Source organism: Aeromonas sp. QDB25, from assembly GCF_027707725.1.
Classification (GTDB): domain Bacteria; phylum Pseudomonadota; class Gammaproteobacteria; order Enterobacterales; family Aeromonadaceae; genus Aeromonas; species Aeromonas caviae.
This window is the reverse complement of sequence record NZ_JAPCIZ010000061.1, coordinates 1-24,359: the sequence shown is the minus strand read 5'-3', so window position 1 is coordinate 24,359 and position 24,359 is coordinate 1. Positions and strand designations below refer to the sequence as shown.

The following is a 24,359-nucleotide window of genomic DNA, read 5'->3' as shown; positions in this document are numbered from 1 at the left end:
CCGCACATGTTACTCTTTGAGCTGGCTCTAGGCGACTTCCTTGGACTATCTCGGACAACAAAAAACCCGCAAAGCCTTATGCTATGCGGGTTTCTGGTCTTTCTCGTTCCTGCTCGGAACATTATTTGGTGGAGCTGGGGGGATTTGAACCCCCGGACTGTGCAGCTTTACCAATTGAACTATAAGGCTTTTTTATTTTCCGGTTGGATTTTGGATCAGGATTGGCGCTTTTGCTGTCTGGCCGTCGTACTCGGCAAGGTAGGATCCGTAGTGCCGAAACAGCATTTCTGGCCCCTTGTGTCCCATCTGGGTGGAGAGCCAAAACAGGTTGCAGCCGCGGCTGATGTTGGCGGTGGCGAAGGTGTGGCGGGTTTGGTAGAGGTGGCGGTAGCGAACGCCGGACCGCTTGAGGGTGTAGAGCCAGGCTTTCTTCCTGATGGCGTCGGCCCCGGCCCAGGGCTGGTTGAGCTTGGGGTCGTCAAAGACATACTCCCCCCGCATGAAGGTGAAGCGCTTCTGGCTGGTCAGCGCCGCCAGCGCCTCGCTGGTCAGCTCGATGGTGCGAGTCCCGGCCCTGGTCTTGGTGGTCTTGATGACCCCGACCACTTTGGCGCGCGACACCTGCACGGTGTTACCGACCCAGTCGATCTCCTCCCAGCGCAGGGCGCACAGCTCTGACGGCCGCATCCCGGTTGCGAAAGCGAAGGAGAACAGGTTGGCCCACTGCTCATTGATGCCGTGGGCTGTTGAGATGATGGCGGCCACTTCCTCCGGGGTGAAGGGGTCCACGTCCTTGGCTCCTTGTTCGGGAACTGAACTCCCGTCCAAATATCGGGAAACGGTCACCAGCGAAACAGGGTTTGATGCGAGCAAACCATCCGTGACAGCCTCGTCGATTGCGCTGCGCAGGAACGACAGCCGGTTGCGCGCTGTCTTGGCGGTAGTGCCCCCCCGGATCAGCCAGTTTTTCACTTGGGCGGGTGTCAGCTCCGAGACGGTGATCCCGTGCAGGTCGGCCAGCGCCTTGTGGCATTTGCGGTACCCAACCATTGTGGATGGGCTCAGCCCCCGGCGCTCACATCGCTGCAGGTACTCGTCCAGGTAATCGGCCACCTTGGCGGCGATCGAGGCACCACCGAACATCCGCAGCTTCTTGGACTTCGGGAAGTAGTCGGCGTAGGCGAACTGGCCACGCTCAATCTTGCCTTGTATCTCCCCGAGCAAGCGGGAGGCGTAACGCACGTTGGCGGTGGTGTTCGGCAAGTTGGAGAGGGGCTCGCGACAGCGAACCCCCTTGAACGTGAAGGTGATGTTGATCGTATCCCCGCGGACCGTTACGCCGCGTGGGAGCTGTTTTTCATTGCCCACTTGGTTACCTCCGCGATGTTGACCCAACGCTCCTTTACCCCGTCCACGTTGACGATGTGCACCCCCAACTGCCAGATACCGCGCTGGATCCGCTTGTTGATGGTGTCCCGGTCGGTGAGCTCGATAGTGCTCAGGTAGGTGCTGAGCGGGATGGCGTCAGGCATTCTCATTATGATGAGCTGGCCCTGAATGTGGGTTTGCGCCGGGTCTGCTGCTGTTCCCATGGTTGTTGGTCCTCATTAGTCTGGTTATTTCATCCCGGCCCGCTCGGTTGTAGAGGAAGCATTCCACCTGCTTCCTGCTGCTGACCGCCTGGTCAAGGCGGTACTCCCCGAACGCCGGGCGTTTGAGTTGGTGCTGGTTGGCCAGCCGGCCAATGGCCTGGGCACTTACCCCCAGCTCCTTGCCCAGCTCGGTGGCGCTCCAGAGCTGGCCAGCAACCCGGGGCGCTTCGATGGGCAGGTCGAAGTGCGCCAGGATGCGGCCGATCTCGGCGAGCTTGGCCGATCGGGAAAGGGTGGGGGAGCGCACGGCGCTGACCAGCTCGTTGAGAAGCTGGCTGTCCTGATCGATGGTCAGTTGAAGTTGCTGCATGGCGTGGCCCTCCTGTCCCAGAGGATGGGGCGCCGGGTGGATTGAAGGAAGGGCCGCGATTACAGCAGGGTCAGCACCATCAGTGCGGCCAGGGTGTTTAGCGCCAGGATGGCGAGCCCGGCGGCCCGCTGTCTGGTCATGCCGCCACCTCGTCAGCCAAGTGCGGCACGGGGAGGATTATGGCCTTGCCGAGCTTGATGGCCAGTGCGTGCTCTGCTCTGGCGCCGGCGCTGCGCTCCCAGCCAGGCAGCATGACCAACTGATCGGCCATCTTGACCATTTCGATGCAGATGGCCATGTACTCGTGTTGCTCCAGCCCATCCGGCAGGATCGCCGGGTTTAGGGCCACATGGCCCAGGCCAAGCAGGCGGTGCGCCTCGGCATTGAAGGCGTCGCGGTTGAAGTTCGGCAGGCCTGAGATAGGCCCGGCTATGTAGATTTTCGCCATAGTGAGTCCTTGAATTGGAAGCCCCGGACTTGCCGGGGCTATGGTTATGCTCGCCAGCCCCGGTACCCGATAAAGCCGGGATCCATGACTTGCCTGAACGGCAGGACGGGGAGGTGGGCTATCAGGGTCTTGAGCTGGGGGTTATCGGGTTGGCTGTCGATGGTGACCCGGGCGCCGGGATTGATGAGTAGATATCGCTCCCTCACGTTCACCGCCTCTTCTAGGGTTAACCCTGTTTGGATAATTGGTTCTCTGAAGCGCACCCATTCATTCCTCGCCGCCCAGAGCGGCAAGCAGGGCCGGGATGAACTGGGAGAGCTCGCCGGTCACCAGGGCGAAGTCCGCGTCCAGGCGGGCGGCCGGATCTTCACTGGTAATGTCGTCGTTCTGCTCGCGCATGTCCTCGCTGAATTTGAGGCGCTTGATGGAGAGGTCGTCGCCCAGCACAAAGCTGAGGCGCTCACCCCAGTTCAGGGCCAACTTGGTGACCAGCTTGTCGTTGGCCAGGTGATTTTTCACCTCGTCGGTCATCAGGTCTTGCTGTTTGAAGCGGGCGATCCCGCCGTGCTCCATGGCGCTGCGTAGCTCGGATTCATCCTCCAGGGTGAAAGCTGCCGGCAGGTTTCCCTCTTGCAGCCACTCGGTCATGGTGATCTCGGGTGGGTTCTTGAGCGCCACCGGCACCACCGGCAGGCTGCCAATGGACTTGCGAAGCAGAGCCAGCACATCGTCCGCCTTCTTGGCGGAGGAGGCATCGACCATCAGCAGGCCGTCGGCCGGGTTGATCCAGGCAAAGGTGTTGGCGGTGCGGCTGAAGGCGCGAGGCAGCAGTGTGTGCAGCAGTTCCTCTTTCAGGGCCTCCTTCTCTTTCTTCTTGAGGGCGCGACCCTGCTCGTACTCGATGGCCTCCACCTTCTCTGCCAGCGCCTCCTTGATGACGGCGGTCGGCAGGATCTTGTCCTCCTTGCGGGCGCAGATGAGGATCTGGCCGGCGGCGGCATGGGTCAGGGTGCTGCCGAACTTGCCGAGTGGGCGGGTCCAGCCGAAGCGGGAAATATCCTGGCTGCCGCAGGGGGTGAAGGCGCACGCCTCCAGTTGGGTTTCCAGTTGTTCGGTGGTCAGCTCGAACGGGCGGGTGAAGCGGTAAACTTGAAGGTTTTTAAACCACATGGTCTGGGTCCTGTGTTGGTTAGTTGCGGGCTTTCTTGGCCTGCAGGTCGTGGATCTTCTTGGCTGCGGCCTCGGCGGTTTGCCTGTCGCAGGTGATTCCGCCTGGCAGAACGAACTTGCCGGGCTGCTTGGGATCGGGCATGACGACACCGAGCCCAATGACTACTGCACCGCAGTAGGGGCTTTCTGTCTTTTGCATGGGAGTCCTATGAGTTATCCACCGTTCCTGTATGGCTGGCGGTGGATGGATTGGGGGTATCAGGCCGCGCGCTTTGAGCCAATGCCGCGCACAAAGGGGATGCGAGGGGATGCACCCACCTTCATGGTGGGGAAGGCAATCAGGGCGCAACCGAAGTTGGCTCCGCTCTTTCTGGTTGCGCCATCGCGCTCGTAGAACTGATAACGGCCATCCGGCTCGTAGATGATCACATCCTCGGCCAGCAAGCGGCGCCACCATGTTGTCAGCGGCTCGTATGGCAGCAGCATCATCCCTGGCCTGCCATTGGCTTGCTGCTGGCGGGCCTGGGTGATGAACTCAGGTTTCAGGTCGAACGGCGGGTTACACCACCAGTGCTCTGGCCAGTCAAGGTTGAGGCTGTCGATGCCCATACAGATGGTGCCTGCCTGCTCCGCCTCGCGTATCTGGGCGCGAACATCATCACGGGTGCGGTAGTCCAGCAGCTTTTCCAGCAGCAGGTGGCTGGTGAAGTAGTGGCTGCACTTGGCAGTGAGCGGCTCGGCGGCGATATCGCACTCGAAGTTGCGTCCGTAGAGCGCCTGCGCATCGGCAAAGCACTCCCAGGTGGTGGCCCAGAAGTTCTTGTCGCTGGCCGGGGTGCCGCTATCAATCAGGATTGCCATCAGCGCACCTCCTTGGGGTCGATGCCAAGCTGGCTGGCCAGCTGGCGGCGCTCTATCTCGTCGCGTTTTCGCTGGCGTTGTTGGAGTAGCGGTTTCGTCTTGCGGTCTTGCACCATGCCGCGGTGGCGGTAGAGGCTCATGCTGCCTCCTGGTGTTGCTCTTCCTGCTTGCTGGCGGCGAACTGCTCCTCCCACAGCTTCACCTTGAGCTCGCAGGCATAGACGATCTGGCCGACCAGCTTCTGGCCGATCCCCTTCACCTTGTCCAGCTTGTTCCCCTGGTGGCTCATCACCTTGTAGAGGGTGTCGATCCCGGCCTCTTCCAGCGGCTTGATGGTGCGCGGCGGTAGGCCGCATTCATGGATGCTGACTGTCTTGGCCCATTCGGTGCGGGGTTGCAGGTGGGGGTGGCTCTGCTCCAGCGCCTCCTGCATGAAGGCGAAGATATCCCGGGTCATCTCGTCCGGTACCCCAGCACCATATGGCGTCGGGTAGATGGGGTTCATCCACTGGCTCAGCATGACCGAACAACCGGAGCCATCGGATTTCATGGCGTGCAGCTTCCAGTTGAGGTCATTGATGAGGTAGGGGAGGTTTGACTGCAGGCCGTGATCCACCAGGTAGACATTCCAGAGCGTGCCGTCCTCGCCCTTGTAGGTCTTGGCAAGGTGCTTGAACCAGACCAGCTTGGCATCACGGCAGATCTCGAGCTCCATGATGACGCCGTGGCGGCTTTCCAGCTCACGATCCTGCTCGTTGATGGCATCCAGCAGGTCTTTGATGCGGCGCTCGAGTTTCAGCACCTCGGCGCGGTAGGCGGCCTCATTGCTCTTGTGCTTGGCGATCGCGGTGCGCTGAAGCTCCAGCTGGTCGTTTTTCTCCCTGATGCGGCGCTTCATTCCTGCCGGGTCCATGGCCTTGAGGTCAGCCAGCTGGCGATCGGTCTGGCGGGAGGTGAATTGCAGGGCGCTGAATTTGGCCTCAATCTCGTTCAGGGCGCGCTGCGCCTTGTAGAGCTCGCCTGCTTTGGCTTCCAGCTCGGCGGCGCCTTCTTGCCGTGCTGCTGCAATGCGCTGCTCGGCTTCAGCAACCTGCTGGCGCAGCTCGCTGACCAGGGCAGCCTGGGTGAACAGCTCGCCATCCCGGCCTTCCAGCTCGCCGATCAGGGTGTTGAACTCGTCGATGTGGGCGTTGGCCGCCTCGCTGATCATGGTCAGGTTGGCGTTGAGCAGGGTTTCGAAGCTGCCGATGGCGGCCTTGGCCGGGGCGTCCGGCATCAGCAGGATGTTGCGGATCTGGCTGGTGAGGGTGTTCAGGGCGAGACTGGTCGCCTCGCTGGGGTTCAGCGTGGTCATGGTTGGTCCTCTGGGATTGCAAGGGCCCCGTTGGCGGCGGGGCGGGTGATCAGTAGTTGATGGTCAGATGGTCGATCTTGTTGCTGGCGATGTGCTTGATGAGGTTGATGGCTTTCCCCTCATCGATCCCTAGGCCCATCAGGTCCATCAGGATGGCGTTGTTGACGGTGCGGCGGTGCTCCATGTCGGCGGCGCGACGCTCGTCTTCCTGCTGCTTGCGTGCCTGCTCCTGCTCGATGCGCTGACGCTCTTGCTCTGCGGCGCGGGCAGCAGCCTCCTCTGCCATGCGTGCGGCGTTGGCTTCGGCCTGCTGGCGGGCCAGCTCGGCGGCTTCGGCATCGCGCCGGGCTTGTTCTTCACGTTCACTGGCGACTTGGGCTTGGCGTTGGGCCTCCTGCTCGCGGTGCTGGGCGGCTTCACGCTCCAGGCGCTGGCGATTCTCTTCCTCTCGGCGAGCTTGCTCCGCCGCCTGCTCGGCTATCAGGCGCTCGCGGTCGATGCGATCCTGTTCTGCCTGCTTTTGGCGCAGTTGCTCCAGCTCGGCCTGCTCGGCTTCGTACTTCAGGCGGGCAGCCAGGGCCTCGCCGAGGCGCTTGGCTGCGAGCTCCTTGGCGACGGTCGCCTGGGGCAGCAGCTCTTGCCAGGTGTCGTCCAGGGCGTTCTGCTCGACCTCATTCAGCATGACCTGCAGGTCGGCGGCGGCGATCTCGATGCTGGCAGAGGATCCCAGTTCATTGAGGCGGGCCAGTCGGGATTGCAGTGCTGCCACCCGGGCCTCCTCTGCCGCTTCGTACTGGGTGAGCGGGGCGCGCACCTCGTCTTTCAAGGTGTCCAGGGTGTCGCGCAGGGTTTTGCGGTTGGCGTCGATGCGCTTGGGGATCTCCTTGTACTGGTCGGTCAGCTCTTTGCCGAGTCCGTCCAGGTAGGTCTTGGTGCGGGCAACGGCATGGGCGACGCTGGCGATCTCCTTGCGCCCCTTGGGGGTGGTAATGTCGGGCACCAGGCTGGTTGCCTTCTGGCGGATATCGGCCAGCAGTTCAGCCACGCCCTGGCCCTCGGTGAACAGGGCGACGGCGGTGGTGGGTTCGATGACAACCAGCTGGGCTTGGGTATTGTCGGTCTTGGCTTGTTCGGTCATGGTGGGTCCTTAGGATTGAAAAGGCCCGCAGTGAGCGGGCCTGATGAGTTATTGCTGGGCGCCGTTCCCGGCACTGAGTTGCTTCTTGCGCTCGCCGGCGATCTGCTTGATACCTGCGATGATGTTCTGGTCGCCGGTTTCGTTGGCCCAGGTCCAGGCGGTGGTGTAGGCCTGCTGCCATTCGGTGGTATCACATGCCCCCTCGATGGCGGCGCAGTGGTCGGCGTAGGCGTTGGCGTGGTCCGCCTGGGCGGGTTCGGCCATCTGCTCATGCTCCAGGGTGACCGATTCGGTGCTCTGGCCGCGGATGGCATCCAGGGTGCGGCTCTTTGCCGGTGCGCCATGCTGTGGCTGGTTGCCTGGGATCTCGTTGATGATGATCTCCTTGCCCTCCATCTCCTCGGCGGTGGGCTCGCTACCGATCTCCGGCCAGGCTTTGCGCAGCGCCTGCGCCTCGGTGCACTTGGCGAGCTGGGCATAGGGCCGCTTGCGCCACATGGCGTTGGGGCACTCGGTCTTGCCGCTCTGGGTGGCGTAGTTCTCTTTCCAGCGTTCCAGAGCGTGGAAGGCAACCCGCTGGCCGTTGACCATCTTGTAGACGGTGTACTTGCACCACTGCGGGTAGGTGACCTTGATCTTGGTGCTCTGGTTGTAGGGGTCTTGGAATTCCTCGGTCACATCCGGTCCGAACACGGGTTCATCGGCCCCCGCGTAGTTGCCGGAGCGATCGGCCTGGATCCGGTACATGCCGATCCCGGGCATAGGTACATCCCGCCAGACTTTCTCCTTGGAGCGGGCATCAGTCACCTGCATGGGGACGAGGTGGACCGGCTTGAGCAGAATGTCCAGGCCGCGAGCCTTGCAGTAGTCGATGGCCATGACCACCGAATCGGGGTTGGCACCCGGGTAGATGGTGTTGCACAGGGCGTTCCAGGTCGGCTCGTCGATGCCTCGCTGGACAAGAATGGGGAACTGGGCGGCGAAGTTATCGGCCGCCTGCTGTTTGAGGCTGGTGATGTTGCTCATGCTGCTTTCCTTGTCGCCCAGGCTGGGCGCTGGAGGGGTTTGAAGTCGTGCCAGTCGTTGTTGACCCGGCAGTCGTGGAAGCGATGGAGGTCGCGGCGGAACAGGTCCTTGCCCGCATCCTTCCAGTCATCCGTCAGGGGGCGCACCCGCACCGGGTAGCGGCCACAGTTCACGCTGGTGCTGACAGCCAGAAAGACGAATTCCGGCTCCTCGCCCATCACCCGGTGGAAGCCTTCGGAGTACATGGCATCCTGCACGTGGTAGCGGAAGTCCTCGACATGGCGCTCGAAGCGCCCCATATCGTCCACCGACTTCACGTCGATCATGATGGGGTGATTGCTCAGGTGGCGGTCGGGGCGGATCCGGCACAGCTCCTGGGTCTGGGGGTCAATCCAGTAGAAGGAGGCCTCGCTGTGCCCTTCCTGCTCCAGCAGCCAGCGGGCGTCCGGGTGGGCCATCACGCTGTCGCGCATCAGGTAGAGCTTGCGTCCCTCCTCGGCATCCATCACCGTCTTGCCCAGCTCGGCGCAGCTGGCCAGGAACTCTGCCTCTTCTGCTTTGCCGGCGTTGGTGCGGCGGTTGAACGGTGGGGCGATGATGAAGCGGTCTTTGAACTCGTCGGGCTCCAGCAGCAGGCAGTGGATGGCGCTGCCCATGTCGAAGGCCTTGAGCTTCTCCTCATCTACCGGGGCATTCTTGGCCCAGATATAGGTGGCTGGGCTTTCGGCGATCTGGTCGAGCTGGCTTTTGCTGACCCCGGGGCCAGCGTGGTACTCCTCGTTGGAGAGGCCGAACACCCGGCCAAGCAGGTGCGCGGTGGAGGTGTCGGCGATGGCATTCATGCTGCGCTCCTGTGTTGGTACTGCTCCCATTGCTCCTCGCTCATGGCGTCGTGCAGGGCGGCGAGGTGACAACCCCATTCTTCCTTGGCCAGGGCGGCCAGGGCGGCGTCCATCAGCTGCTTGGTGAGCTGCATCAGCGGGGCAGGATCGCCCTCGGTCATCAGCAGGAACATCGCCTGGTTGAGCTGCAGGCCCTGGTCGTGGTTCACCTCGGCCAGCAGGGTGGACAGGTCGGTATCGAGTTCCCCGGCCAGTAGCAGGGGACGGTTGGCCGCGATCCACTCGGCGACCCACTCGGCCTTGGCGTTGGCCTCGGCCTCCTGGCTCTCCAGCAGAGCGAGCAGTGCGGTTTCGTTGGTCATGGCTACATCTCCATTTCCAGTCGCAGGGTGCGCCGTTCGTGATACTCCTCGATGGCGCGGCGGGCAGAGGCTTTGTTGCGGGCCATCCGCGCCTGTTCGGCGGATGGGGCAGCGTCTACGTGGTACTTGCGGCGGGTGGGTGGCACCATCGCGCCGCGAAAGCCCATCAGCTGGGCTTCGGTCAGTGGTTTCATGGTCTGGGTCCTGTGGTTGTAAAAACGAAAAAGCCCAGCAGTTGCTGGGCTTGGTCTGGTTATGGGAACGCGATGCTTATTTATATCGGCATGACTTTACGTAGATAGTGTCGCTTGCCGATGAACTGAACCTTGATGGCAGCTCACTGTGCAGTCTGCACAAGTCACCCTTGGTGCTTATCCCGGCGACAAAGAAGCTGCCAGTTATCCAGTCGCCATCTTTCTTGTAGCGCATCTGGATTTGTCTTCCATCCGGGATCTTGTTTGGGATTTGAACCTCGTAATCCTTGCTTGACGAGAAAATGAGGTAATTGCTCACCACTTCAAGCCTACCAACCCCAGGTGTGATAGCCATGGACGCCCATTCATCGGCAACGGAAACACCAGATGTGAGCAGTACTGTGGCACCAAGCCAGGCGTTTACTCTTTTCATAACCCCTCCTTGTTTCGAAGGGGGCATTATGGATCTGTTTGGGGCACGCTGTCAGCCTGCAACCCCCTGGTGCAAGGGGCTCCAGGCTGGCCACTGTTGCGAGTGGCCAGCGTTCACGTTCACGCACCGCCTTCCGGATTGAACGGGGTATCGGCGCATCCCTACCGGCATCGGGATTCGTGGTTGTGAGCCGGTTCCAGGTTGTTAAAGAGCAGGCCCAGCCGAATTTGGCGTGAGCGAAGCCAAAGCATCCTTGCGGTGCTTGAGAAAGAGGCTTTGGCTACGGCGCTATGAGGGAAGCGCCAGACCCGGGTCAGATGGCGTTGCGGTGGAACTCGGCCCGCCAGTGGAGGAGGGCGCTGTGCTTGGTGATGCCGGCGGTGCGCTTCTGGGCAGCACGAGCGGCGATGATGTGGTGTTGCTCGGTGGCCATCATGGCCAGGTGCAGGCGCTGTTTGATGGCTCGGCGGCGGGCGGCGTTACCGTTCAGGCGGTCGGCGATGGCAGTTACAATCTGGTCTGCACGTTTCGCGGCCCTGGAAAAAATGCGCTTGGTCATGGTACATTCACTCCTGTTGGCGAGTTGGTCCTCGCTAATTCCCACGTGATTCGTCATGCTGGGTCCTGTTGCTAGGGTTGGTCCCCTGGCAACATCCGATTGGGGTGGTACCCCAGTCCTTCAAAGCCCGCCTTGTGCGGGCTTTGTCGTTCTTACGCGCTGGTCAGGCGCCTCACTTCTGCCCTGGTCAGGGGCCGGGTCCTGTTGCTGGTTGTCGAAATTTGGTCGGAGATACAGGGATCGAACCTGTGAAGCCCTCATCCCAAATGAGGTGGCATACCACTTGCCGAATCTCCGATGTTGGTTGCTCACCTTCCAGCAAGCTCGGTTCGGATAGGCGCGCCATCGCGTGCTGTTACGAACTAGGCGGAATCGATGACAGGTGCCGCCTCATTACCCCTTGTCATCCTTCCCAAAACCTTCACCACGATTGGCCGCCTTCCACGCTGCCCCTTGTTGCTCTCGGCCTTGGTCGTTCTCTCAAGAGGACGATGTGCAAACTGTATTCTTTAGAGAACGATTGGTCAACACCGATCTCTAAAATAAACGATATTTTTTTTGAACAACAAAAAACCCGCCGAAGCGGGTTAAGGGGAGGGAGAGGAGAGGGGGGTTACTTGATCTCGTTGCGCCTCAGTTCTGACAACTTGCCAAGCACGATAGCCTCACTGGATGTGACCGTGCCAAGCCTTGGATCGTCTACACCGTAAACCCATCCATCAATCCCCGACATTGCCCTTAGCAGCCGCGCTTGATCATTCTTTTCGAGCCTGATCAGCATTACAGCACCCTCCTCTGGAGTGCGGTCAGCCAAGCTGAAGATGCAGATGTCACCGGCCACAATGCCTGATTTTGATAGGTGATCGTTTGTGGCCTCGATGGCAATGCTGTGGCTTTGGTTCTCTGCCACCACATACCGCCCGCTATTCATGTTCGGCAGCATATCTATTGCCAGGTTCCCCACGTCATCCAAGGTCCAGACCGGCACTTTATCCGAATTGAACTGAATGTCGTTCAGCAGATCACCACTGCTGCGGCCGGTGTATAGCCATATGGGATCAACCTTCAGCACCCTGGCAATGGAAATCAGGGATGACACTCGCATTTCACGATTCGGGTTATTGATGGTGTTGCTAATCACGCTCTTGGATAAGCCGGTACGGCGCGCAAGCTCAGACATGCTGATGCCCAACTCTTGCAGCTTTTCCTCAAGGCGTTGCCCGAAAGTTTTCATCAATAACCTCTTGTTCTCTTTAGAGACTAAATTGTAATTCCTTGACTGATCACTTTGGGAGACGTTGAAGATTGACATCGTTCTCTATAGAGGACATCATTTGCATGTCACCATGCACAGGACCCAGACCAATGAAGAAACATGAAGTAATCGGCTATTTCGGCAATATGGCCCGCGCCATGAAAGCGATCGGTATTTCCCGCAGTCTTGCCGTGAAGTGGGGGGAGGTGATCCCTGCCCAGCATGCAGTCAGCTTTGTCATCGCCAGCAACGGCGAGCTGCGGCTGGGCCTGGAGGATTACCCCCTGCTCAAGGAGCAAGACCATTCTACCCAGCAGGCCGCCTGACCACCGGCCAGCTTTTCCACCCAACATAGAGGACCAACCCCATGGGAAGAGTATCGCTCCCCGATCATGAAAATATGAGCACCCGCTCCCCGCTGCGGGTGCGCGGCACCCCAGCTCAGCGCCAGGTATGGCAGGAAGTAGGCGCCGAGTGTGGCATGACCGAAACCGCATTTGCCCGCACCTCGCTGCTGATCCTGCTCCAGGCCATATCTCAGCACGAGCCCACCATATTGGCGAGGGCCGTTAAACGGGCCAATCGGAGCTTGCTGGAGCAGGGTTTTCCGCCCGTGACCGTCGAGGAGATCCTGGAGGGCTCCGGCCTGCCCGAGCGCGGCCTGCTCCAGTTCAGCCAAGCAGACGAGGCCGCCTACAACGAGGAGCGCCCGCTGCGCCCCCTGCAAAAACTCATCAACTTTGTCCTCGGGAGGTAACCCATGACCATGCAATTACGTCCGCCGCGCCCGGCATCCCAGCACGTCAGCGATCGCGACAACATCATCCTGAAGTCGGTCATGCACGAGCTGGCCCTAGCCCTCGACGAGCCGCTGATCTCGACCGCTCACGCAGCCGGCACCGACCGCCAGGCCGTCCGCCTGGCCCGCGAGCTGGAAGCCCGCACCCTGGAGCGTGCCGAAGCACAACCCAGCGCATAAGCAGCACCTGCCCGCCTCACCAGCGGGCAGCTTAAACACCACAGGACCCAACAATGACCAATTCAACCATGGCCCATGGGGGCCACCCCTTGCTGAACGACCTCAACCACTGCCCACTGTGCGGCAGTGATCTGCAGTCCGGCACCAATGACCGCACCTACGAGTGCCCCACCTGTGAGTACACCGAGCAGGAGGTGGCTCATGGTTAACACCTCATCCGTTGCCACCTGGGAGCTCTATGAGCTCAAGAAGCGGGAATTGCAAGCAATGGGGTTATCCCAGCGTGAGTACGAGCTGGCCGTGCGCCAGCTTGCTGATGAGCTGGGGGTGTGAGATGGCGGCGCTTTTGAAGTTTCCAGATAGACGCCCACAGAGTACCCCACAGGAGGTTCGTGTGGCAGACCTTGACGATGGCTATACCCGCATTGCCAATGAGCTCTACGAGGCGCTGATTGGCGCTGATTTGACCAAGCACCAGTTCAAGGTCGTACTGGCGGTGATCCGCAAGACCTATGGCTTTAACCAGACCCATGATCGCATCACCAATGGGCAGATAGCCGAGATGACCGGTTTGCCGGAGACCCGAGTTTGCACCGCCAAAAACCAATTATTGGAGATGGGAATACTGGTCAACAAAGGGCGAAAAATAGGACCCAACAAGGTACTTTCTGAGTGGGACTTTGACGCTCCCCGAAACAGGGAAAAGCTACCCGAAACAGGGTATAAAAATTTCCCCGAAACAGGGAATCGAGTTTCCCCGAAACAGGGACACACAAAAGACACTATTCAAAAGACAGTAAAGACAACTACTGATGGGGCATCAGCTTGCGCTGAACCCCCAGCAGCAACCCCCGAAAAGCGACCAGTGAAAAATACACCATACCAGGCGATCCTGGATGCCTATCACGACATCCTGCCGGAGATGCCAGCCATCCGTGAGCTGACCGATTCTCGCAAAACCAAAATCAGGAACTTCTGGACCAAGTTCAAGTTCGACGAGACCCGCTGGCGCGCCTACTTGGATTTCATCGCCAAGAACTGCCGCTGGATGTGCGAGAGCCGCCCGCGCCGCGATGGCGAGTCGGCCTGGAAGCCGAAGAACTTGGATTTTTTGGTGACCGAGAGGTGTTATCTGGGCGTGCGGGAGGGGCGGTTCAATGACGAGTGATGCAATGGGGTTTGTGCCCCCTCACAACTTCGAGGCAGAGCAGTCTGTGCTGGGCGGGCTGATGCTGCGGGCTGACTCGTTCCACGACTTGGGCCTGTCTGAACGCGATTTTTACAGTCGCCCGCACCAGATCATTTTCGGGGCGATCTCCCAACTGATCGCCGCCAAGCAGCCGGTTGACATCATGACAGTGCAGCACCGTATCGAGCAGGACGGCGAGCTCGATGTTGCCGGCGGGTTTGCCTACCTAGTCGAGATCGCCAAGAACACCCCAAGCGCGGCGAACATCGTGACCTATGGGGGGATGGTGCGTAGCGCTGCAGAGCGGCGCTTCGCTGTTGCCAAGCTGCATGACTGTATCGCGGCGATGATGGAGCCTGGATTCAGCAACACCGATGAGCGGTTCGCTGCGATGGGGTCGCTGTTGTCTGAGGTCGATGCCAAGCGCTCTGGGGGTGTGACCGGGATTGCGGTACACGCCAGCGAAATCGTGCGGGACTGGTGTGATGAGCTGGATCGCCGGGCAAGCCGCCGCCCAGGGGAGATGACCGGTTATGCCACGGGGATCGCGTCCTTGGATGAGTTGCTCTACCCAGGTGGGATCAGCCCTACGGCGCTGGTGTGTATCGGCGCTCGACCGAAGATGGGCAAGACCACGCTGATGGCGAGTCTGTGTAACCACACGTCGCTGGTCAAGAAGCTCCCTGTGGTTGGTTTTTCGCTGGAGATGACACGGGGTGAGCTGTTCGAGGTCATGGTATCGCAAGCGTCCGGTGTCTCCGGCAAGCATCTGAAATCAATGTCTGACCAGTGCAAGATGGACAAGGCCTACGCTGTTGCCGCAGAGCTTGGTAACTCCAAACTCCATATCGCAGATCTGCCTGGGCTGACTGTGCACCAGGTGGTGCGTGAGAGTCGCCGGCTGAAGCGACAGTTCGGTCAGCTCGGGCTGATCGCTGTTGACTACCTGACGCTGATGACTGCCGACAAGGCTGAGCGTAACGATCTGGCTTACGGCGCGATAACCAAGGCGCTCAAGATGCTAGCCAAGGAGATGGGTTGCCCGGTGATCCTGCTGACTCAGCTCAATCGAGGGCTGGAGCAGCGTGCAGACAAACGCCCGGTTCCCAGCGACAGCCGTGACACCGGCCAGATCGAGCAGGATTGCGATGTGTGGATCGGCTGTTATCGCGATGAGGTCTATAACGAGGCTTCCCCGATGGCAGGAGTCATGGAGTTGCTGGTCAGGCTCAACCGAGGTGGTAAGACGGGAACCGCTTACTGCCAGTTCCATGATGGGGTGATCTCAAATATCGACCAGCAAGAGGTTGCGCGCATGGCACATGCTGCAGAAGTGGAACGCAGCAAATCCAAGCCAGCGAAAGGGGGGTGGGATGGCTGATTTTTTCAATCCTGACGTGAGTGCCGCGGTCAAGGCCGCGAAATTCTGCCGGGTGGTGATCTATCCGCCCGTTCGGGGTTGGTGCGGGGAGCGTGTGCAGCTCGAGGTGGCCGACGAGATCGATGCGCTGGGATACACCGATCAGCAGCGTGGCGCAGGGCATTGGTTGGTGCAGAGCACGACGCCGGAGCGAGTGGCGGAGGAAGCCGCACGGCTGAGAGCCGCGCCAGTGCTGGCGTTGCGGTGTGATGTCTCGTTTGGGTCTGTGGATAACTTCGAAGAGGAGGGCCTTGCCAACCAGTGACACAGGGGGTAGCGCCCCGTACCATTGCCAGTGCCGGACCTAGACCACCCGGCAGTTTGACCAAAGGACCCAGACCATGACCAAACCACATACCCGAGATCTATCCATCGCGACCCAGTTGGGGCGCGTGATCGCCGTCATGAGCGACGGCAAGGCCCGCACCCTGCGCGACATCGAGCGCGAGTGCTGGAGCCGCTACGGCCACGCCGACACCCAGGCCGCCATCAGCGCCAGACTGCGTGAAGTTTGCTGCTACGGCTGGGCGAAGTATTCCAGCAACCAGGTCATCGACGGCAAGCAGGTGTGGCATTACCGCATCGCGCTGCCTCCCACCACCGAGGCCGTAGCGGCTAAGGCGGTGGCAGCATGAGACTGACCCACGCTATCGCGGCTGTGCTGTTGGCAGCTACAGGCCAGCCCGCTCGCCTCAATCCGAACGACTTCATCCCCGGCTATGGATTCTGCATCCCCAACCCGCGCAATGACCGGGCTGCACAGCGTCAGCGTGCAGCCGCCAAGCGCCGCAACAAGTCCAAGCGGGGGTGAGCATGAGCTACCCCAAGTATTTTCTGCGCAGCCCCGATATCCGGGCCCGCGCCAGCCAGTTGGTCGCCAGCCTGCCGGTTGATCAGGACAAGCCGCTGGTTATCGAAATCAAGGAGCTGACCCGCAGCCTGGCTCAGAACGCTCTGTTCTGGGCCGTCATGACCGACATCGCCGAGCAGGTCAACTGGCACGGCCGCAAGCTCTCCAAGGAGGACTGGAAGCACGTTCTCTCCGCCGCCCTGTACCAGCAGGACGTGGTGCCGAACATCGACGGCAATGGCTTCGTGGTGCTGGGTAAGTCCACTTCCAAGATGACCGTGCGCGAGATGCGCGATCTCATTGAGCTGGCCCAATCCTTCGGCGCCCAGCAGGGCGTGAAGTTCGGGGATGAATCCCGCCGAGGTTTCGACTGGGTGGCGGCCTACGGGAGGGCTGCAGCATGAGCAAGACCAAGGCTGATAAGCAGTGGTTGGACGATGTGAGCTCTCTGTGCTGCATTGCTTGCCGAAATGCTGGCCTGGGGGCGAGCCTCGCCGAAATTCACCATGTGCGCTCTGGGTCTGGCATGGCCCAGCGCGCCGAGCACACCCGAGTGCTGCCGCTTTGCCCCCGGCACCACCGCGCCTGCTACCCCACAGGATTCCACGCCGCCCCGCGTTCCTGGCAGCAAGAGCACGGCAGCGAGGAGACCCTGCTGGAGCAGGTGGCCCAGGAAGTCGCTGAACTGCGCAAGAACACCATCGGGAGGGCGGCGTGATCCATCTATCCGCCCTCGATGCGGCCCGGTTGCTGGGTAGCAGCCCGAAGGTCAGGGGCGCAGCCAACCAGGTGCGCAAGGCTCAACAGATCAGCACTCTGCACGACAAGGTGATGGCTCAACTTGCTGGCTTTCCTGACCCCGCCACCGAGCTGTTGTTTCACCCCAAGCGCAAATGGCGCTTCGACTACGCCTGGCCCACCCGCATGATCGCCCTTGAGGTCCACGGCGGGATCCACTCCGGTGGCCGGCACACCCGGGGGAGGGGGTTCGTAGAGGACCGCGCCAAGATGAACGAGGCCACCTTGCTCGGGTGGACCGTGCTGGAAGTTACCCCGGAACACATCAAATCCGGCCAGTTGCGTGCCTGGCTGCTCGCCGCTTTCAATCAGGACCCAGGCCAGAGGACCAAACCATGACCAACTCTATCGAAATGGCTCTGCGCCTTTTCTCACCGAAAGGCGCACTACATGAACCCTCGTCTGGTCGCTCCAGTACGCTGGGGAGGGAGGAGTTTCTGGGAGCCCTGCAGGTGGCCGCAAAGAGCAACCCGCAAGGGCTCCAGTTCCTCATGGCCGACCACCTGGGGGATGAACAAGCCCTTGCGTCGCTGCTGACGCACTTCAGCGCCACGCTGGGCAGCGAAGAGGCCGGTGGTATGGCCATGGCTATCCTGCTGCGCCGCCCCCTGCCTGAGCAGCTGGAACACTTGGTGCTGTCTCACCCGCACTATGACAAGGAGCGCCGCCGGGCCGCCGTGGTGATGGAGAAGGCCAAGCGAGCTCACCGCGGTGGCAATGGCCACGAGTACCAGCGCCTTCTGGCCGAGCGGAACGAGATCTTGTCTCTCGCCCACGACCACTGTGTCGCCGAGATGCTGCAATCCGGCCGCTGCCCGCACTGCAAAGGGGCTGGTATCCGCCCCCGCAAGGGTGACGAGTGCCCGAAGTGCCACGGCACCGGGCGAGTGGTACCCCATGCCGATATGGTCGCGCGCCGGTTCGGGCAGGAGATGCGGCAGGCCGTAGAGCGTGCTGTTGATGAGGTGATCCACCAGGCGTCAGATCTGGCCAAGGTCATGGATCGTCAGGTGCGGGAGATGCGGGCTGCATGAGAAGATTTTTATCGCAGTTACGTGGAAACAATCACGTTGGAAACGGCGAGTGAGGCGTTCGAAAGCCGTTGAAAAATGGATAAAAAAATCGATGCGCAAAATGAGCTCTGATGTTGGCCGCTCACACTGCATCGTTTTCAGGTACGATTTAAACATCAACCGCGGTTGATTTTCGCTAGTGAATTGATCATTATTGAGCAACCAAAACGGTCAACTTTTGGTTGAGATTTTCGCGAGTTCTTTCGTGAAAAAAAAGGGCCCGAAGGCCCTGTAGTTACAACTGGTAGTATTGCACCTTGATAGCTTCTGGGCTGGTACCCCAAGAGCCATCAGTTAAGTAGGGCTGCACTGCAGTAACTAAAATCGATATCAAGATCCCCATGCAAACCTCGCGGAAAGCCATGTGGATTTTATCTAAGAACCACCTTGTCAGTTTCTGAAAGGTGGTTTTTTTATTTCTGGTTGGTGTGTGGTTGCGACCAGGTGGTCGTTTTGGTTGTGGCATGGGGAACCCCCTTTGTTTGCCGGGTTGTGGGCGGCGGTGCGCCCGGGATACGTTTATTTGATGTTCCGTTCTTCAGCATGGATTACTCCTCGTGGTTGTTACTGTAATGACACAATATATAGTGTCTTTTTGCATACGAACTACAAGATAGTGAGGTCGTTGGCGGATTGCAACGTGTGGATAACCTGTTTGCTGTGGGTAAATTGTGAGTTAAATCAGTACGGTTAGTGGTCGCTCACAGTGGGTGGGTTTTCTTGCGCTCTCTCCGCTAAATGCAAGTCCGATGATCGAACATGCAAAATTTAATTAACTTTTTTTGCTTGCGTAAACGATTTTCTTTTTGAGCCTTATCCAGCCTGTAGCCTTGGCTGTGTAAGGGTTGTAGATGCATCGAGTCCATTTTCTTCTAACATGCTTTTTGTGAGTCGAGTTGCATCTCGGGGTTATGGCCTATTCCAAGGTCTTGACATCCGCTTTTCACTAAGGACTGGACATGGAAAGCAAGCTGAAACCTACCGCCCTACAAGTCGCTGGCTGGGGACTGCTCCACGGCGATTTCTTTGACTTTCACGAGGTGGCTGAACGGCTGGGCATACCTGCTGAGATTGCCCGCGAGGCGGTCATTTATCTCCGGTCACTCCGCTATGTGGACACGCTGGCGGAGTCGAGAAGCTGCAAGCGTGAGGTGGGCAAGAGAAGCTCAAAGCGAGTGTTTATCAAGGTCCTGGCCATCCACCCCGAACCGCCTCAAGGTTCACAATCTTTCAAGCTCAATGTCCTGCACTCAAAGTTGGCCCGCCTTTCCAAGGCTATGCCTTCACCTCGGGGAGCTCGCTGATGCAGGTGGTGTAGCGGGGGCTGAGCTGCTCCCGTTTCATCATCCACTCCCGGGTATCCCGGCCCCGGGCCGCGAAGTAGACCTTTCCCAACCGCCCCTGATTGATCTTGTCGATGACCTGCATCAGTGCCTCGCTGCGGGGGGATTGCTGCTCCGCTGCGAATAGGTCGCCCTGCTGCATGTCGGCTGGGGTAAAGTCGGCCAGCATGACGCCGCCCTTCTGATATCGCTGTTCGTCGCGCCAGATGTGGGGAAGTAGTTGGGGGATCAGGGCCAGCAGCGCCCGTGTGTCATTGGTGGGCATCGCCAACTTGGTGCTCACCTGGTTGCCGTAGTAGGGTTCGCGGTCGCTGAACGGGCTGGTGCGGATGAACAGGGTGACGTGGCGGCAGCACATCCCTTCCCCTCTGAGCTTCTCGGCCGCCCGCTCCATGTAGCCGGCCAGCGCCTGGTGCATGGGGCCGATCTGGGTGATGCGCTCTCCGAAGCTCCGGCTGCAGATGATCTGCTGCTTGGCCTGCGCCTCCTGTTCCAGCTCGGCGCAGGGGATCCCCCGCAACTCCTGCACAGTGCGCTCTACGACTACGCCATACCGGCGGCGGAGGCTCTTCGGGTCAGCGGCAACCAGGTCGGCCACGGTCTTGATGTCCTGGGCCTCCAGCTTGGCGGTGAGCCGCCGACCAATGCCCCATATCTCTTCCACCGGAGTGATCGCCATCAGCCGGGCGCGCCGCGCTTCATCCCGCAGATCCACCACGCCCCCGGTGGCCGGCCACTTCTTGGCGGCGTAGTTCGCTAATTTCGCGAGCGTCTTGGTGGGGCCGATGCCGACCCCAACGACCAGCCCGGTCCACTGCTGCACCCGTTCGCGGACTTGTCGCCCGTACTCCACCAGGTCACCGGCCCAGGACTCGCTCAGCTCAATGAAGGCCTCGTCGATGCTGTAGACCTCCACAGCCGGGGCCATCCCCTCCAGAATACTCATCACCCGCTGGCTCATGTCACCGTAGAGCGCGTAGTTGCTGGAAAACCAGACCCCGCCCATGGCCTCGAAGAACTGGCGGATCTGGAAGTAGGGCACCCCCATCTTGATGCCGAGCGCCTTGGCCTCCGCCGAACGGGCCACCACGCAGCCGTCGTTGTTGGAGAGCACGACGATGGGCCGCCCCCTCAAATCAGGCCGGAACAGCCGCTCGCAGGAGGCGTAGAAGTTGTTCACATCGACCAGAGCCACGGCGCAGCTCTTGTTCATGGCGCGGGCATCTTGTGGATGACGAAGGTAACCACACCGAAGATCTCCAAGTGCTGCCCGTCACTGAAGTGGATGGGACGATAGGCAGGGTTCCCTGGTAGGAGGCAGACTGAGGGGCTGAGCTGGAGCTGCTTCACAGTGAACTCGCCATCTACGGCCGCAACAACCACACTGCCATGCACTGGCTTGCTGCTGCGGTCTACGACCAGCATGTCACCATCGTGGATCCCGTGCTCTACCATGCTGTCACCGGCTGCCCGAACGTAATAAGTCGCGGCAGGGTGCGCTATGCATAGCTGGTTCAGGTCGATGGTCTGTTCCACATAGTCCTGGGCGGGGGACGGGAAGCCACAGGCGGCAGGAGAGAGGAACAACGGGATTTCCAACGCCGGGGCGTCGAGGTCGGGAACTGCAAACATGGTTTTTGGCTCTCAATGCTGTATATAAATACAGTATAGCGACACCCGTGGTGAAGATCACTGTGGAGCGATTGACTCCGGATTCAGGTAATATCGGCAGGTGCCCTATGCGTGGAGTCGCCAATGTCATTCAATCTGTGCTCCCTGCCGAAAGAAGAGCAGGAGAAGGTCGAGGTAGAGAAGGCCGCTGCCTATGCGGTGTGGAAGGAAAGGAACCCCGAGATCAAGATCCCAGCCGAGAGCGAGGCCGGGAACTACAAGGGGGAGATGCAGGCCTACTTCCTGCAGCAGGTCGAGCGGTACCGGAAGGTGAAGTAGTTGTTTTTATGTCGGTCAAAAATGGAGTTATGAATGCCAATAATTATGACCAATTGCCATTTCGAAAATAATGGAACTGCCATCAAAGCCCCAACATCTGCAGACATTAAAATGTCTGGCAATACATTTGTTGGCAATGGCAAAGCAATGGATATCTATGTTTCAGCTGTTGACTTGGAAAAGCTGGGTCTCCCTCAAGACACGCCGCAAGAGATGCTGAAGGAGGTTATTTCGATTATTCAAGGGATTCCTGGCTGCTCTCAAGAAGAAAAAGAAGCAGCTATAACCAAGTCATCTCTATTTGAGTGGCTAGGTGCGGCGGCATCTGCATCGACGCTTGCGACAGCATTGGTTCAATTTTGTTCTTCTCTTTAATCCTGCGGCTGAAGCTGCAGGTTGAAACCCCGCATCCCCAGCGTTAGTATTGCTCAAAGATGGCCAGAGTCCCCGTGACCCTGGCCTTTTTCATTTCTGGCCCGCCTCGTGCGGGCTTTGTCGTTTCTGGAGGGGCGATGACGCCTGACAAGGATCCACAGAACTACAGCGTGCTCGCCTATCTGGCATTCGGCGGGCTGAGCGTATGGGGAGGGCTTGTGACCTACATACAGACGGTGAAACGCGAGGGAAGGCAGTTCCGATGGGCCGAGGCGCTGCTGCAGGTGGTGGTGTCAGGGTTCGCCGGGATGCTGACCATGCTGCTGAGCTGGTACATCGCAGCTCCGCTCCCGTTGTGCGGCTTCATGGCTGGCCTGGCTGGCTTGATGGGGTCGAAAGCACTGGAGCTGTACGAACGTCGGGCAACCGGCTGGATGGGAGGGAGGGAGTGATGGTGAAAATGCGCTGGGTAGATGAAGCCCGAAGGCATATCGGGTTGACGGAGATTAAGGGGCCCCAACACAACCCCGAGATCGTGGCGATGTGGAAGGCCATCAAGAGGGGTGGCATCCGTGATGATGAAACCCCGTGGTGTGCCGCCTTTGTTGGAGCGTGCCTGGAGCGGGTCGGTATTCAATCCACCCGGTTCGAGGGTGCGCGTTCCTATGCCTCCTGGGGGGAGAAGCTGGAAAAGCCGGTGGCAGGCTGCGTAGTGGTGTTCTCCAGGGATGGTGGCGGACACGTTGGGTTCGTAGTGGGGCAGGACAAGGCTGGCAATCTGCTGGTATTGGGCGGCAACCAAGCTGATGCGGTGAACGTGAAGGCGTTCCCTCGCTCCCGGGTAACCGCATACCGCTGGCCCGCCGGTGAGCCGAAGCCTGTAGGGGAATTGCCTGTGATGGCTGCGGCAGAGTTCTCGAAGTCCGAGGCATAGGCGCAAGCCTTGCCAATATCGCCGGGTAACCGGTAACAGCAGAGGAGAGTGCGATGGAACACATCGTTGAGGTGGTCATCAACTGGATTGTCATCCTGATGGCTGTAGTGGGCGGCGCGTCCATGGTGGTGCAGGGGCTGGCCAAGATCGCGGCCGTTACCCCGTCCACCCGGGACGATGAGGTGATCGGGAAGGTGCAGGCCTTCTTGGTTGGCCTGACCAAGGTGCTGGACAAGCTGGCTATGAACCTGCCGGCTGAGAAAGCCAGGAAGCAATAACATGAACAGCTTGCTCCAACTGCTCGACATTCTAACGGCCCTTCTGGGCCGTTGGCTTAAGCAGGAGAGGGCAAGGGAGGTGCAGGAAAGCCATGACAAGAATCATGCGGACCCACAGGGGCGTTTTGCTGAGCGTTTCGGTGCTGCTTCTGGTCAGTTGCCAGACAGCTCCAAGCCAAACAGCGAACTGCCCGCCACCCACACCCAGGCTGACATGGAACCCCGCCGCTAATGGCGGGGTTTGTCTTTCTGGGGAATCCACAGCCGACCTACTGGACTATCTCGATGCACTGGAGCGATGCGGTGGTTAATGGCATTACCGTGACCGGGGTTGTTACTCAGGTGAGGGAGTATGACGGGAGTCAGGCCCTGGTCACCCTGAATACTGGCGTCTCCGTCGTAGTACCGGCTACCCATGAGCCTGTACCTGGTGATGCCATCGTCGAAGGCGAGCTATCCATCTAAATGGCAAAGACCGACTGGGCACAGCTCAATGCAGAGTTCCTGCAGGAGCATGAAGCGACCGGCATCAGTGCGAAAGACTGGTGTGACAGCCGCGGCCTGAACTACAACTCGGCGCGTCGCTATTTGAAATCCCGGGGGCAATCCCCTGCGCAACCTGATAAATCTCGCGTAGCTGCGCAATCTGCGCATTCCGAAGTGCGCAAAACTGCGCAATCTGCGCAAAGTGCGCAAACCAAGGAGAATGAGGCCAAGGCCAAAGGGGGAGAGCGAAGAGGGGAGAAGTCATCCGCATCCACTCGCACTCCGGCAGACTCAGCCCAGAACCCGAAAACAAACGGCCGGGACAGCAGCGGCCGCTTCACCGAGGGCAACCCTGGCAACCCGAACCCGGTCACGAAGTGGAAGCCCGGCGACCGTCCGGCGCTGACCCATGGCGGCTATGCCAAGTTCCTCGATGCCGAGGAGCTGTTCGACCAGGCCCGCGAGCTGCAACTGCGCGACGAGCTGGACTTCACCCGGGCTCGCGTCATCTCCGTCACAAAGCTGCTCAAGGGGCTGCAGCAGGACCTGGTCACGGCCAGCGAGATGACCGACCGGATCGCGCTCTATGACAAGATCCTGAAAGCAGAGCAGGCCCTCGACCGCAACATCCAGCGGATTGAGTCCATCGAGCGGACCCTGAGCGCCCTTCGCATCGACGAGGTGAGCGTGCCCAAGATTGAGGAGGACACTCGCCGGATCCGGGCTGCGGCCCGCAAGCTGACCGCCGAAGCCGATCGGCTCGAGAAGGATGGCGGTAGCGAGGCCACCCCTGTCAGCGAGATGGTGACTGAGCTGCAGGGGATGGGGACTGGTGGGCTGATGAGCAATTAGTGTCGTGATAAGATACTCAATCGGGAGTCTACTTAACTGGGTGACACAAGATGAAAATGGATTTGGCAAACCTAAAAGCAATACTGGATGTATTTGTGAATAGTGACAAATCATGTGTGTCAAAAACTAGTTGATATTTCACAGTTTCTGATTAATTGAAATTTCAGTGTTATGAGGATGGGAGACAAGATATGGAAGAACAGTTTAGCAAGTATGATCCAACTGAAT

General features: G+C 59.8%; 43 protein-coding genes and 1 tRNA gene. 23 read left to right on the top strand and 21 right to left on the bottom strand.

The window, feature by feature from the left end:
- Positions 1–192: 192 nt before the first annotated feature.
- From PG883_RS17700 to PG883_RS17610, 19 genes are all read right to left on the bottom strand, one after another.
- Complete coding sequence (locus PG883_RS17700) at positions 193–1,368, bottom strand: site-specific integrase (protein ID WP_270807455.1); 1,176 nt, start codon at positions 1,366–1,368, stop codon at positions 193–195.
- Positions 1,335–1,532 carry a hypothetical protein gene (locus tag PG883_RS17695; protein ID WP_042642185.1) on the bottom strand — a complete coding sequence of 66 codons (198 nt, stop codon included), beginning with the start codon at positions 1,530–1,532 and terminating at the stop codon, positions 1,335–1,337. Before PG883_RS17695 ends, PG883_RS17700 begins: the two co-directional genes overlap by 34 nt.
- Positions 1,525–1,962 carry a hypothetical protein gene (locus PG883_RS17690; RefSeq protein ID WP_270807454.1) on the bottom strand — a complete coding sequence of 146 codons (438 nt, stop codon included), beginning with the start codon at positions 1,960–1,962 and terminating at the stop codon, positions 1,525–1,527. Before PG883_RS17690 ends, PG883_RS17695 begins: the two co-directional genes overlap by 8 nt.
- A 136-nt stretch (positions 1,963–2,098) precedes the next feature.
- Positions 2,099–2,410 carry a DUF4406 domain-containing protein gene (locus tag PG883_RS17685; RefSeq protein ID WP_210538398.1) on the bottom strand — a complete coding sequence of 104 codons (312 nt, stop codon included), beginning with the start codon at positions 2,408–2,410 and terminating at the stop codon, positions 2,099–2,101.
- A 44-nt stretch (positions 2,411–2,454) separates the two neighbouring features.
- Complete coding sequence (locus PG883_RS17680; RefSeq protein WP_270807453.1) at positions 2,455–2,616, bottom strand: hypothetical protein; 162 nt, start codon at positions 2,614–2,616, stop codon at positions 2,455–2,457.
- A 61-nt stretch (positions 2,617–2,677) separates the two neighbouring features.
- Positions 2,678–3,580, bottom strand: a complete 903-nt coding sequence (gene rdgC / locus PG883_RS17675; RefSeq protein WP_270807452.1) for a recombination-associated protein RdgC — start codon at positions 3,578–3,580, stop codon at positions 2,678–2,680.
- Between the two features lie 19 nt (positions 3,581–3,599).
- A complete protein-coding gene (locus tag PG883_RS17670; RefSeq protein ID WP_045789788.1) occupies positions 3,600–3,779 on the bottom strand; it encodes a hypothetical protein in 180 nt (59 codons plus the stop codon).
- Positions 3,780–3,838: 59 nt separating this feature from the next.
- Positions 3,839–4,441 (bottom strand): DNA N-6-adenine-methyltransferase, encoded by a 603-nt coding sequence (locus PG883_RS17665; protein ID WP_180911581.1) that lies wholly within the window; start codon positions 4,439–4,441, stop codon positions 3,839–3,841.
- Entirely contained in the window at positions 4,441–4,581 is a 141-nt protein-coding gene (locus PG883_RS17660) for a hypothetical protein (RefSeq protein ID WP_162901894.1), read from the bottom strand. Before PG883_RS17660 ends, PG883_RS17665 begins: the two co-directional genes overlap by 1 nt.
- Positions 4,578–5,795, bottom strand: a complete 1,218-nt coding sequence (locus PG883_RS17655) for a hypothetical protein (protein ID WP_270807451.1) — start codon at positions 5,793–5,795, stop codon at positions 4,578–4,580. Before PG883_RS17655 ends, PG883_RS17660 begins: the two co-directional genes overlap by 4 nt.
- A gap of 49 nt (positions 5,796–5,844) precedes the next feature.
- On the bottom strand, positions 5,845–6,933 hold the full coding sequence (locus PG883_RS17650) for a hypothetical protein (RefSeq protein WP_270807450.1): 1,089 nt from the start codon (positions 6,931–6,933) through the stop codon (positions 5,845–5,847).
- 48 nt (positions 6,934–6,981) lie between these two features.
- Complete coding sequence (gene bet, locus PG883_RS17645; protein WP_270807449.1) at positions 6,982–7,959, bottom strand: phage recombination protein Bet; 978 nt, start codon at positions 7,957–7,959, stop codon at positions 6,982–6,984.
- Entirely contained in the window at positions 7,956–8,801 is an 846-nt protein-coding gene (locus PG883_RS17640; protein ID WP_139750919.1) for a PD-(D/E)XK nuclease-like domain-containing protein, read from the bottom strand. Before PG883_RS17640 ends, bet begins: the two co-directional genes overlap by 4 nt.
- Positions 8,798–9,163 carry a hypothetical protein gene (locus PG883_RS17635; RefSeq protein ID WP_270807448.1) on the bottom strand — a complete coding sequence of 122 codons (366 nt, stop codon included), beginning with the start codon at positions 9,161–9,163 and terminating at the stop codon, positions 8,798–8,800. Before PG883_RS17635 ends, PG883_RS17640 begins: the two co-directional genes overlap by 4 nt.
- A 2-nt stretch (positions 9,164–9,165) precedes the next feature.
- The gene (locus tag PG883_RS17630) at positions 9,166–9,357 is read right to left on the bottom strand and encodes a PA3496 family putative envelope integrity protein (protein WP_223940118.1); all 192 of its coding nucleotides are present in this window, start codon (positions 9,355–9,357) and stop codon (positions 9,166–9,168) included.
- A 76-nt stretch (positions 9,358–9,433) separates the two neighbouring features.
- Positions 9,434–9,790, bottom strand: coding sequence for a hypothetical protein (locus tag PG883_RS17625; RefSeq protein WP_043163238.1), 357 nt, complete (start codon positions 9,788–9,790; stop codon positions 9,434–9,436).
- Between the two features lie 313 nt (positions 9,791–10,103).
- The gene (locus tag PG883_RS17620; RefSeq protein WP_270807447.1) at positions 10,104–10,349 is read right to left on the bottom strand and encodes a hypothetical protein; all 246 of its coding nucleotides are present in this window, start codon (positions 10,347–10,349) and stop codon (positions 10,104–10,106) included.
- A 222-nt stretch (positions 10,350–10,571) separates the two neighbouring features.
- A tRNA-Pro gene (locus PG883_RS17615) sits at positions 10,572–10,646 on the bottom strand.
- A 316-nt stretch (positions 10,647–10,962) separates the two neighbouring features.
- Positions 10,963–11,661, bottom strand: a complete 699-nt coding sequence (locus tag PG883_RS17610; RefSeq protein WP_246875657.1) for a helix-turn-helix domain-containing protein — start codon at positions 11,659–11,661, stop codon at positions 10,963–10,965.
- A gap of 53 nt (positions 11,662–11,714) precedes the next feature.
- Between PG883_RS17610 and PG883_RS17605 the strand changes: the two genes are divergently transcribed.
- From PG883_RS17605 to PG883_RS17535, 15 genes are all read left to right on the top strand, one after another.
- On the top strand, positions 11,715–11,930 hold the full coding sequence (locus PG883_RS17605) for a Cro/CI family transcriptional regulator (RefSeq protein WP_064339872.1): 216 nt from the start codon (positions 11,715–11,717) through the stop codon (positions 11,928–11,930).
- 41 nt (positions 11,931–11,971) lie between these two features.
- A complete protein-coding gene (locus PG883_RS17600; RefSeq protein WP_113736126.1) occupies positions 11,972–12,361 on the top strand; it encodes a hypothetical protein in 390 nt (129 codons plus the stop codon).
- Between the two features lie 3 nt (positions 12,362–12,364).
- Positions 12,365–12,583, top strand: a complete 219-nt coding sequence (locus PG883_RS17595; protein WP_005310218.1) for a hypothetical protein — start codon at positions 12,365–12,367, stop codon at positions 12,581–12,583.
- Between the two features lie 53 nt (positions 12,584–12,636).
- Positions 12,637–12,792, top strand: coding sequence for a hypothetical protein (locus PG883_RS17590; protein ID WP_174219899.1), 156 nt, complete (start codon positions 12,637–12,639; stop codon positions 12,790–12,792).
- On the top strand, positions 12,785–12,916 hold the full coding sequence (locus tag PG883_RS17585) for an adenylate cyclase (RefSeq protein ID WP_109421920.1): 132 nt from the start codon (positions 12,785–12,787) through the stop codon (positions 12,914–12,916). Before PG883_RS17590 ends, PG883_RS17585 begins: the two co-directional genes overlap by 8 nt.
- A 61-nt stretch (positions 12,917–12,977) precedes the next feature.
- On the top strand, positions 12,978–13,751 hold the full coding sequence (locus PG883_RS17580; RefSeq protein WP_162629634.1) for a replication protein: 774 nt from the start codon (positions 12,978–12,980) through the stop codon (positions 13,749–13,751).
- Complete coding sequence (locus tag PG883_RS17575; protein ID WP_045789802.1) at positions 13,741–15,153, top strand: replicative DNA helicase; 1,413 nt, start codon at positions 13,741–13,743, stop codon at positions 15,151–15,153. Before PG883_RS17580 ends, PG883_RS17575 begins: the two co-directional genes overlap by 11 nt.
- Entirely contained in the window at positions 15,146–15,457 is a 312-nt protein-coding gene (locus PG883_RS17570; protein WP_270807446.1) for a hypothetical protein, read from the top strand. Before PG883_RS17575 ends, PG883_RS17570 begins: the two co-directional genes overlap by 8 nt.
- Positions 15,458–15,533: 76 nt before the next feature.
- Complete coding sequence (locus tag PG883_RS17565; protein WP_270807445.1) at positions 15,534–15,827, top strand: hypothetical protein; 294 nt, start codon at positions 15,534–15,536, stop codon at positions 15,825–15,827.
- Positions 15,824–16,003, top strand: coding sequence for a hypothetical protein (locus PG883_RS17560; RefSeq protein ID WP_045789805.1), 180 nt, complete (start codon positions 15,824–15,826; stop codon positions 16,001–16,003). Before PG883_RS17565 ends, PG883_RS17560 begins: the two co-directional genes overlap by 4 nt.
- Positions 16,004–16,005: 2 nt before the next feature.
- Entirely contained in the window at positions 16,006–16,446 is a 441-nt protein-coding gene (locus PG883_RS17555; protein ID WP_045789806.1) for a recombination protein NinB, read from the top strand.
- Positions 16,443–16,760: a Ref family recombination enhancement nuclease gene (locus PG883_RS17550; protein WP_182969116.1), complete on the top strand. Its 318-nt coding sequence runs from the start codon at positions 16,443–16,445 to the stop codon at positions 16,758–16,760. The genes PG883_RS17555 and PG883_RS17550 overlap by 4 nt, the downstream gene beginning before the upstream one ends.
- A complete protein-coding gene (locus PG883_RS17545; RefSeq protein WP_182969115.1) occupies positions 16,757–17,179 on the top strand; it encodes a hypothetical protein in 423 nt (140 codons plus the stop codon). Before PG883_RS17550 ends, PG883_RS17545 begins: the two co-directional genes overlap by 4 nt.
- Positions 17,176–17,874, top strand: coding sequence for a TIGR02642 family protein (locus PG883_RS17540; RefSeq protein ID WP_270807444.1), 699 nt, complete (start codon positions 17,176–17,178; stop codon positions 17,872–17,874). The genes PG883_RS17545 and PG883_RS17540 overlap by 4 nt, the downstream gene beginning before the upstream one ends.
- 998 nt (positions 17,875–18,872) lie before the next feature.
- Positions 18,873–19,217, top strand: a complete 345-nt coding sequence (locus PG883_RS17535) for a hypothetical protein (RefSeq protein WP_270807443.1) — start codon at positions 18,873–18,875, stop codon at positions 19,215–19,217.
- Here the strand turns inward: PG883_RS17535 and umuC are convergent.
- Positions 19,189–20,469, bottom strand: coding sequence for a translesion error-prone DNA polymerase V subunit UmuC (gene umuC / locus PG883_RS17530; RefSeq protein ID WP_270807442.1), 1,281 nt, complete (start codon positions 20,467–20,469; stop codon positions 19,189–19,191). The two genes, PG883_RS17535 and umuC, sit on opposite strands and share 29 nt — an antisense overlap.
- Complete coding sequence (gene umuD / locus PG883_RS17525) at positions 20,466–20,888, bottom strand: translesion error-prone DNA polymerase V autoproteolytic subunit (protein ID WP_042880557.1); 423 nt, start codon at positions 20,886–20,888, stop codon at positions 20,466–20,468. The genes umuC and umuD overlap by 4 nt, the downstream gene beginning before the upstream one ends.
- Before the next feature lie 123 nt (positions 20,889–21,011).
- Between umuD and PG883_RS17520 the strand changes: the two genes are divergently transcribed.
- The 8 genes from PG883_RS17520 (at position 21,012) to PG883_RS17485 (ending at position 24,131) form a co-directional block, all read left to right on the top strand.
- Positions 21,012–21,206 carry a DUF3283 family protein gene (locus PG883_RS17520; RefSeq protein ID WP_270807440.1) on the top strand — a complete coding sequence of 65 codons (195 nt, stop codon included), beginning with the start codon at positions 21,012–21,014 and terminating at the stop codon, positions 21,204–21,206.
- A 33-nt stretch (positions 21,207–21,239) separates the two neighbouring features.
- Positions 21,240–21,581 (top strand): hypothetical protein, encoded by a 342-nt coding sequence (locus tag PG883_RS17515; RefSeq protein ID WP_270807439.1) that lies wholly within the window; start codon positions 21,240–21,242, stop codon positions 21,579–21,581.
- 137 nt (positions 21,582–21,718) lie between these two features.
- Positions 21,719–22,033 (top strand): phage holin family protein, encoded by a 315-nt coding sequence (locus PG883_RS17510; protein WP_045789814.1) that lies wholly within the window; start codon positions 21,719–21,721, stop codon positions 22,031–22,033.
- Positions 22,033–22,515 carry a TIGR02594 family protein gene (locus PG883_RS17505; RefSeq protein ID WP_042880549.1) on the top strand — a complete coding sequence of 161 codons (483 nt, stop codon included), beginning with the start codon at positions 22,033–22,035 and terminating at the stop codon, positions 22,513–22,515. The genes PG883_RS17510 and PG883_RS17505 overlap by 1 nt, the downstream gene beginning before the upstream one ends.
- A gap of 53 nt (positions 22,516–22,568) precedes the next feature.
- A complete protein-coding gene (locus tag PG883_RS17500; RefSeq protein ID WP_042880547.1) occupies positions 22,569–22,793 on the top strand; it encodes a hypothetical protein in 225 nt (74 codons plus the stop codon).
- A gap of 1 nt (position 22,794) precedes the next feature.
- A complete protein-coding gene (locus PG883_RS17495; protein ID WP_043163259.1) occupies positions 22,795–23,025 on the top strand; it encodes a hypothetical protein in 231 nt (76 codons plus the stop codon).
- Positions 23,026–23,078: 53 nt separating this feature from the next.
- Positions 23,079–23,258 (top strand): hypothetical protein, encoded by a 180-nt coding sequence (locus tag PG883_RS17490; protein WP_234929238.1) that lies wholly within the window; start codon positions 23,079–23,081, stop codon positions 23,256–23,258.
- Positions 23,259–24,131, top strand: a complete 873-nt coding sequence (locus tag PG883_RS17485) for a terminase (protein ID WP_270807438.1) — start codon at positions 23,259–23,261, stop codon at positions 24,129–24,131.
- Positions 24,132–24,359 lie beyond the last annotated feature (228 nt).

Coding starts and splice junctions, on each gene's coding strand:
- PG883_RS17695 (WP_042642185.1), bottom strand. CDS start 1,532: ATGCCTGACGCCATCCCGCTCAGCACCTACCTGAGCACTATCGAGCTC.
- PG883_RS17690 (WP_270807454.1), bottom strand. CDS start 1,962: ATGCAGCAACTTCAACTGACCATCGATCAGGACAGCCAGCTTCTCAAC.
- PG883_RS17685 (WP_210538398.1), bottom strand. CDS start 2,410: ATGGCGAAAATCTACATAGCCGGGCCTATCTCAGGCCTGCCGAACTTC.
- rdgC (WP_270807452.1), bottom strand. CDS start 3,580: ATGTGGTTTAAAAACCTTCAAGTTTACCGCTTCACCCGCCCGTTCGAG.
- PG883_RS17670 (WP_045789788.1), bottom strand. CDS start 3,779: ATGCAAAAGACAGAAAGCCCCTACTGCGGTGCAGTAGTCATTGGGCTC.
- PG883_RS17665 (WP_180911581.1), bottom strand. CDS start 4,441: ATGGCAATCCTGATTGATAGCGGCACCCCGGCCAGCGACAAGAACTTC.
- PG883_RS17660 (WP_162901894.1), bottom strand. CDS start 4,581: ATGAGCCTCTACCGCCACCGCGGCATGGTGCAAGACCGCAAGACGAAA.
- PG883_RS17655 (WP_270807451.1), bottom strand. CDS start 5,795: ATGACCACGCTGAACCCCAGCGAGGCGACCAGTCTCGCCCTGAACACC.
- PG883_RS17650 (WP_270807450.1), bottom strand. CDS start 6,933: ATGACCGAACAAGCCAAGACCGACAATACCCAAGCCCAGCTGGTTGTC.
- bet (WP_270807449.1), bottom strand. CDS start 7,959: ATGAGCAACATCACCAGCCTCAAACAGCAGGCGGCCGATAACTTCGCC.
- PG883_RS17640 (WP_139750919.1), bottom strand. CDS start 8,801: ATGAATGCCATCGCCGACACCTCCACCGCGCACCTGCTTGGCCGGGTG.
- PG883_RS17635 (WP_270807448.1), bottom strand. CDS start 9,163: ATGACCAACGAAACCGCACTGCTCGCTCTGCTGGAGAGCCAGGAGGCC.
- PG883_RS17630 (WP_223940118.1), bottom strand. CDS start 9,357: ATGAAACCACTGACCGAAGCCCAGCTGATGGGCTTTCGCGGCGCGATG.
- PG883_RS17625 (WP_043163238.1), bottom strand. CDS start 9,790: ATGAAAAGAGTAAACGCCTGGCTTGGTGCCACAGTACTGCTCACATCT.
- PG883_RS17620 (WP_270807447.1), bottom strand. CDS start 10,349: ATGACCAAGCGCATTTTTTCCAGGGCCGCGAAACGTGCAGACCAGATT.
- PG883_RS17610 (WP_246875657.1), bottom strand. CDS start 11,661: ATGTCAATCTTCAACGTCTCCCAAAGTGATCAGTCAAGGAATTACAAT.
- PG883_RS17605 (WP_064339872.1), top strand. CDS start 11,715: ATGAAGAAACATGAAGTAATCGGCTATTTCGGCAATATGGCCCGCGCC.
- PG883_RS17600 (WP_113736126.1), top strand. CDS start 11,972: ATGGGAAGAGTATCGCTCCCCGATCATGAAAATATGAGCACCCGCTCC.
- PG883_RS17595 (WP_005310218.1), top strand. CDS start 12,365: ATGACCATGCAATTACGTCCGCCGCGCCCGGCATCCCAGCACGTCAGC.
- PG883_RS17590 (WP_174219899.1), top strand. CDS start 12,637: ATGACCAATTCAACCATGGCCCATGGGGGCCACCCCTTGCTGAACGAC.
- PG883_RS17585 (WP_109421920.1), top strand. CDS start 12,785: ATGGTTAACACCTCATCCGTTGCCACCTGGGAGCTCTATGAGCTCAAG.
- PG883_RS17575 (WP_045789802.1), top strand. CDS start 13,741: ATGACGAGTGATGCAATGGGGTTTGTGCCCCCTCACAACTTCGAGGCA.
- PG883_RS17570 (WP_270807446.1), top strand. CDS start 15,146: ATGGCTGATTTTTTCAATCCTGACGTGAGTGCCGCGGTCAAGGCCGCG.
- PG883_RS17565 (WP_270807445.1), top strand. CDS start 15,534: ATGACCAAACCACATACCCGAGATCTATCCATCGCGACCCAGTTGGGG.
- PG883_RS17560 (WP_045789805.1), top strand. CDS start 15,824: ATGAGACTGACCCACGCTATCGCGGCTGTGCTGTTGGCAGCTACAGGC.
- PG883_RS17555 (WP_045789806.1), top strand. CDS start 16,006: ATGAGCTACCCCAAGTATTTTCTGCGCAGCCCCGATATCCGGGCCCGC.
- PG883_RS17550 (WP_182969116.1), top strand. CDS start 16,443: ATGAGCAAGACCAAGGCTGATAAGCAGTGGTTGGACGATGTGAGCTCT.
- PG883_RS17540 (WP_270807444.1), top strand. CDS start 17,176: ATGACCAACTCTATCGAAATGGCTCTGCGCCTTTTCTCACCGAAAGGC.
- PG883_RS17535 (WP_270807443.1), top strand. CDS start 18,873: ATGGAAAGCAAGCTGAAACCTACCGCCCTACAAGTCGCTGGCTGGGGA.
- umuC (WP_270807442.1), bottom strand. CDS start 20,469: ATGAACAAGAGCTGCGCCGTGGCTCTGGTCGATGTGAACAACTTCTAC.
- umuD (WP_042880557.1), bottom strand. CDS start 20,888: ATGTTTGCAGTTCCCGACCTCGACGCCCCGGCGTTGGAAATCCCGTTG.
- PG883_RS17520 (WP_270807440.1), top strand. CDS start 21,012: ATGTCATTCAATCTGTGCTCCCTGCCGAAAGAAGAGCAGGAGAAGGTC.
- PG883_RS17515 (WP_270807439.1), top strand. CDS start 21,240: ATGCCAATAATTATGACCAATTGCCATTTCGAAAATAATGGAACTGCC.
- PG883_RS17510 (WP_045789814.1), top strand. CDS start 21,719: ATGACGCCTGACAAGGATCCACAGAACTACAGCGTGCTCGCCTATCTG.
- PG883_RS17505 (WP_042880549.1), top strand. CDS start 22,033: ATGGTGAAAATGCGCTGGGTAGATGAAGCCCGAAGGCATATCGGGTTG.
- PG883_RS17500 (WP_042880547.1), top strand. CDS start 22,569: ATGGAACACATCGTTGAGGTGGTCATCAACTGGATTGTCATCCTGATG.
- PG883_RS17495 (WP_043163259.1), top strand. CDS start 22,795: ATGAACAGCTTGCTCCAACTGCTCGACATTCTAACGGCCCTTCTGGGC.
- PG883_RS17490 (WP_234929238.1), top strand. CDS start 23,079: ATGCACTGGAGCGATGCGGTGGTTAATGGCATTACCGTGACCGGGGTT.
- PG883_RS17485 (WP_270807438.1), top strand. CDS start 23,259: ATGGCAAAGACCGACTGGGCACAGCTCAATGCAGAGTTCCTGCAGGAG.